The organism is Tychonema sp. LEGE 07196 (assembly GCF_963890365.1).
Lineage (GTDB): Bacteria > Cyanobacteriota > Cyanobacteriia > Cyanobacteriales > Microcoleaceae > Microcoleus.
Window position 1 is genome coordinate 1 of sequence record NZ_CAWPRX010000154.1, and the last position, 6057, is coordinate 6057.

A 6057-nucleotide genomic window follows, 5' to 3' on the forward strand; every position below is an offset into this window, starting at 1 on the left:
GTGGGAGAGGGGGAGATGGGGAGAGTGGGAAAAAGATTCTATTTTGCTTCTGACTAATGACTGTTGACTGTTGACTGTTGACTGATGACTGTTGACTGTTGACTGATGACTGATGACTTCAACAAATCTGTCTCTGGGAAGATGGCACGGCACGGACAAATCTGGTTTGGTATAGAAAAAACCCGTAGTTAGTTTTAACAATCTTGTTTCACCCGCAGAAGAAATAGCACGATCGCGCGATCGCTACAGGTCAACAAAAAATGAGTTGGTTTCAGGTCTTGCCCTTACCCATTAAATCCAACAGCCTTGCTACATTTAGCGCCGCCACGGCCTTACTGCTGACAACTCTGTTAGTCTTTGCATTCCAGGCAACTCCTGCAATATTACTTTTGGCAGTTGCAATGGTTAGCGCTTGGTATGTTGGCTTAAAGTCCTCTGAACAAGAACTTGAAATAGAACGCCAGATTATTTCAAAAGTAATTGACACGACAGCTTGCTTGATTGTAGTTCTTGACAGCCAAGGACGGATTGTCAGGTTCAACCAAGCTTGCGAAAAAGCCACAGGCTACTCGGTAGCAGAAGTTGTGGATCAATATGTTTGGGATATATTTTTAATTCCCGAAGAAATAGAACCTGTTCAAACAGTTTTTGCTAAACTAAGCGCGGAAAATTATTACAGCGAATATCAAAATTATTGGCGGACTAAAAACGGCGATAGGCGCTTCATTTCTTGGTCTAATACAGTGATGGTCGATGGCGATGGTGTGGTAGAATATGCGATCGCCACTGGCATCGATATTACCGATCGCAAAACAGCAGAAATAGCCCTAGCTTCATCCTACAGCCAGCTAGAAACCCGCGTCAAACAGCGGACGGCAGAACTGACAGTAGCTAAAGAAGCACTGCAAGCTCAAGAAGAACGATTTCGCTGTTTGAGTTCCTGTTCGCCGGCGGGCATTTTCATGGCGGATTTCGAGGGGCGCTACACCTATGCAAACCCGCGAACTCAGGCGATTTTCGGCTTGAGTTTGGCCGAACTTTTAGGAGACGGTTGGGAGAATTGCATTCACCCGGAAGACCGATCGCGCGTATTGACCCGATGGCAGGATTATACTGGCGAAGGTGGGGAATATGCGATCGAATATCGCCTGGAAACAGCAGAGAAGATTGTCCGCTGGATTAACGTTTGTTCCTCGCCGATGTTCTCCGACTCCGGCGAGCTCATCGGATATGTGGGCACCGTGCGAGATGTCACCGAAAGACAACAAGCGCAAGCAGCTTTGTCTAGCAGCGAACAACAACTGAGAACGCTGCTAGAAAATACGCCAGATATGATTATCCGCACGGACAAAGAACTGCGCTATATTTATGTCAATCAAGCAGTTGCCAGAAGCCAAGGAAAACCCGTTGCATTCTTCCTCGGCAAAACCGTTCAAGACCTAGGAATGCCGCCAGAACAGTGCCAGATGTGGGACGAAACCCTGTACAAAGTGTTAGAAACAGGCACAGAAGAAATCATCGAATTTCAGGCGGAATCAACGGAGGGTATCAGAAGTTATCAATATCGCGTAGTTCCAGAATTTAACAAAGAGGGCGCAGCAGAATCGGCATTAATTGTCGCCCGCGATATCACAGAACTCCAACTTGCAGAAACTCAAAGATTGCAGTTAAAAATCGAGCTAGCAGCCAGGGAAAAAGCGGAAAAAGAACAGCAGCGGTCGGCATTTTTAGCAGAAGCTAGCAAAATGCTGACTGCGGCATTTGACGGGGAAACGGTGCTGCAAAATGTCGCAGAATTAGCAGTAAATTCGATCGCTGACGGGTGCTGCATTTATTTGACCGAAACCGGCTCAAAAGTTCGCCGCGCGGCTGTAGCTCACGCCCAAGCCTCTGCGGTTGATATTCTGAATAACTTTAAAATCCGCAGCCCGATCGCCTCTGATGCTGTGAACGGCTATCCGCTGGTAATTCGCACCGGAAAATCCGAATTAATTGTCGAAGTGGATGAACAGATTTTAGCAGCAGCAGCAGCCGAAGATACAGCAGAAATGGAAACATTGCGCTCGCTCAATATCGGCTCCCACGCTTGCGTACCGCTCTTAGCCCGCGGGCGGGTAATAGGTGCTATTACCTGCTTTACATCTAAATCTGGCAGTCGCTACAATTCCCAAGACATGGCAATGTTAGAAGATTTAGCATACCATGTCGCATTTGCCCTAGACAATGCCAGACTTTATGCAGAAGCGCAGCAAGCACTATCTCAAACAGCGCAATCGTTTGCCTTAATTGACTCGCTCCTAGAAGCATCTCCCCTGGCGATTTGCTTTGTCGATCGCGAAATGCGCTTCATCCGCATCAATCAAGTGTTAGCAGAACTCAACGGTTTGTCCGCCCAGCAGCATCTCGGTCAAGATTTCCGCCAATTGTTCCCAGAATCGGCGGGCAAATTTGCACCAATAATTCAGCAAGTTCTCGACTCCGGCGAACCGGTTTTAAACGTAGAAATTAGCGGCGAAAATCTGGGAAAAATTGGAGAGTTGGGCTATTTGCTCGCCAACTACTACCCAGTTAAAAACGCAAGGGGAGAAATCATCGGTGCCGGCATAATTCTCGCAGATATTACCGCAGCAAAAAAAACCGAATTAGCTTTGCGAGAAAGCGAAACGCGGTTTCGCAGCGTGGTAGAATCTAACATGATCGGCATCGGTTTCTGGGAGGCAAACGGCGCAATTACAGAAGCTAACGATGCCTTGCTGGAAATGATCGGATATACGAGGGAAGACTTGGTTTCGGGACATATCCGCTGGCCGGATATCACGCCTGCGGAATACGCAGAACTCGATCGCGCCGCTGTAGCGCAAGTCGCAGCTGCTGGAAGTTGCGAGCCTTATGAAAAAGAATACATCCGCTCTGACGGCTCGCGCCTCCCAATTTTAGTCGGTGCCGGAAACTTGGAAGGATGCACAGACAAAGGATCGTTCTTCGTGCTCGATATCACCGATCGCAAACAAGCTCAAAACCAGCTCCGAGAAAACGAAATCCGCATTCGCAACCAACTAGCAGAACTCGACTTAGTTTACAAGACTACACCGGTCGGGCTGTCCTTTGTCGATACCAATTTGCGCTACATCCGCATCAACAAATGCCTCGCTCAGATCAACGGCAGATCGATCGCAGATCACATCGGGCGCACCGTCAGAGAAGCGATTCCCGAAATCGCCGATATGGTAGAGCCGATTTACCTGCAAGTGCTAGCGACGCAAAGCCCCGTGCTCGACTTGGAAATTAAGGCCGAAACGCTGCAACAGCCGGGAGTAGTGCGGGATTGGCTAGTCAGCTTTTACCCTGTCAGCGACGAATCGGGAACGCTGTTGGGAGTCAGCAGCGCGATCGCCGAAATCACCGATCGCAACCAAGCAAAACGGGTAATCGAGCAAAGCGAAGCTTTATTCCGGCGGCTGTTAGATTCCAATATTTTCGGAGTCGCGATCGGCGATTTTAGCGGCCGCATCGCCTACGCCAACGACTGCCTGCTCAACATGGTGGGCTACACCCGATCGGATGTCCTCTCTGGTCAAATGCGCTGGGACAGGATGACACCCCCCGAATACCTGCACCTCGACGCCTTGGCGGCCGGGGAACTGCGGGCTTCGGGAGTCGCAACTCCTTTTAAGAAAGAGTACATCCGCAAAGATGGCAGCCGCGTGCCGATGTTGATGGGCGGGACGATTTTGTGCCCGGAGAACCCGGAAGCACAGACGATCGTCGCATTTTACATCGACTTGACCGAAACCTCCAGGGTGGAAGCAGAACTCAAAAACAATCAAGAACGGCTGCAAATCGCTCAACAAGCAGGCAAAATCGGAACTTTTGAATGGAACGTCCAAACCGACGAACTCGCGTGTACGCCGGAATTAGAGGCTTTGTACGGACTGCCGGTCGGCGGTTTAGACAGCAGCTATCAGAATTTGCTGGCAATGGTGCATCCAGACGATCGCGCTTTCACTCAACAGCAGTGGCAGGCCGCGGCAGCCTCCGGGGAGGAATTAAACATTGAGTTCCGCATTTGCCGTCCCGACAGCAGCATCGGCTGGATTGCTTGCAGGGCTAAGGTGTTTCAGGACGAGAGCGGTTTGTCCCAGCGGGCGATCGGGGTGAACGTCGATATCACCGATCGCAAACAAGCAGAAGCAGCGCGATCGCAAACCAACCAAACTTTGGAAGCTTTGATCCAAGCTTGTCCCCTAGGAATTACCGTTGTTAGCGCCGACGACGGCATTGTGAAAATGTGGAACCCAGCAGCCGAGAGGATTTTTGGCTGGTCAGAATCAGAGGCGAAAAATCAATTTTCGCCCTCCATTTCCCCAGACAAGCGGGAGGAATTCACGGCAAAATTGCAAAAAATTAGTCAAGGAAAGGCGATCGCGGGGATGGAAACCCAGCGCCAACGGAAAGACGGCACCACGATCGACATCAGTTTGTGGGCAACTCCAGTCCGCGACGCTCAAGGCAATATAAATTGTATGTCGATCGTCGCCGACATCAGCGATCGCAAGCAAGTAGAGGCAGAACTCGCTCAGTTGCTCGATCGCGAACAAGCCGCCCGCGCCGAAGCAGAAGACATCAACCGCCTGAAAGACGAGTTTCTCGCCACGCTTTCCCACGAACTCCGCACGCCTTTAAATGTGATTCTGGGCTGGGCGCAGAGGCTGCGCGGCCTCCCCTACACGGAAGATGATTTAGCTAGCGGTTTGGAAGCGATCGAGCGTCAGTCGAGGGTGCAGGTGCAGCTAGTCGAAGATTTGCTCGACGTTTCCCGGATTATTCAAGGCAAACTGGCTCTGAAAGACGGCTGGTTCGTCATCACAAACGCGGTCGAAATTGCTCTGAGTTCAGTCATGTTCGCCGCCCAGGCTAAGTCTGTGACTGTTTCCTCGGAATTAGACCCCACAGTCAAATTGATGTGGGGCGACGCCCAGAGGTTGCAGCAGGTACTCTCAAATTTGCTGACAAACGCCGTCAAGTTTACGCCAGCGGGCGGAACCGTGAACCTCAGTTTATCTGCGGTAGCTGTGGCTGATTCCGCATCACCTAACTACGTGCAAATTACTGTCAGCGATACTGGAAAAGGCATTTCCGCCGAGTTTTTGCCCTACGTGTTCGATCGCTTCCGACAAGCAGACGGGTCGATTACAAGGGCTGATAGCGGTTTGGGACTGGGATTGGCGATTGTGCGGCACTTGGTGGAACTCCACGGCGGCACTGTACGCGCCGAAAGTCCGGGTAAAGACAGGGGTGCGACATTCACCGTCATGCTGCCCCTCAAACAGCGGATCGGCCATCAGCGGCAGTTGAAAGAGGAAAAGAAACTCCCTCAAATCCGTCTGGGTATGTTAGCCGGTTTAAAAGTGTTGGTTGTTGACGACGAACCCGACAACCGCGAGTTTTTGACTGTAGCGCTGCAAGAGTGCGGGGCGACGGCGACAGCGGCTGCTTCAGCCCAAGAGGCGATCGAGCTTTTGCAGCAGTCGCCGCCCGATATTCTAGTCAGCGACATCGGGATGCCGGTTGAGGACGGCTACTCGCTGATCCGCAAAGTGCGATCGTCCCAATCTGACAAAATCAAGCGCTTGCCGGCGGTTGCGCTGACAGCCTATGCTAGCGAACAAGACCGCGCCAGGGCGATCGACGCCGGTTACGACGAACATTTAGCAAAGCCGATCGATCCTGCTCGATTCGCCTCAGTTTTAGCCAAATTAAACGTGCGAAAGTAGTGCAGGTTCGTAGACAGGACTTGAGTCCGCAGCTTTTTACGAACTCAATTCCGCACTGCGAACGAACCGTTTTTATGACGTTTTACGAACTCATATCAAATCGGTTAGCATCGGAATAGTAAATTAACTGTTGACTGTTGACTGTTGACTGTTAACTGTTAACTGTTAACTGTTAACTGTTAACTGTTAATACCATTTTTCTGACCTATGTGCTATAGATGAACTCTTAGCCCCCCCTTAATAAGGGGGGGTTGGGGGGGTAATATCTAGCGCTACTTTATGA

Annotated in this window: 2 protein-coding genes; one reads left to right on the forward strand and one right to left on the reverse strand. The window is 50.7% G+C overall.

The window, feature by feature from the left end; all coding sequences use genetic code 11:
• The coding region (locus tag AACV78_RS17860; RefSeq protein WP_228042719.1) for a hypothetical protein at positions 1–201 on the reverse strand (201 nt) is incomplete at its 3' end.
• 59 nt (positions 202–260) lie between these two features.
• On the opposite strand from AACV78_RS17860, the gene AACV78_RS17865 reads away from it, so the two are divergent.
• Positions 261–5774, forward strand: a complete 5514-nt coding sequence (locus tag AACV78_RS17865) for a PAS domain S-box protein (RefSeq protein WP_194012977.1) — start codon at positions 261–263, stop codon at positions 5772–5774.
• The last annotated feature ends 283 nt before the right edge of the window (positions 5775–6057 follow it).

What these genes read in the sequence shown, in the direction of transcription:
- AACV78_RS17865 (WP_194012977.1), top strand. Translation starts at nt 261, where the DNA reads ATGAGTTGGTTTCAGGTCTTGCCCTTACCCATTAAATCCAACAGCCTT.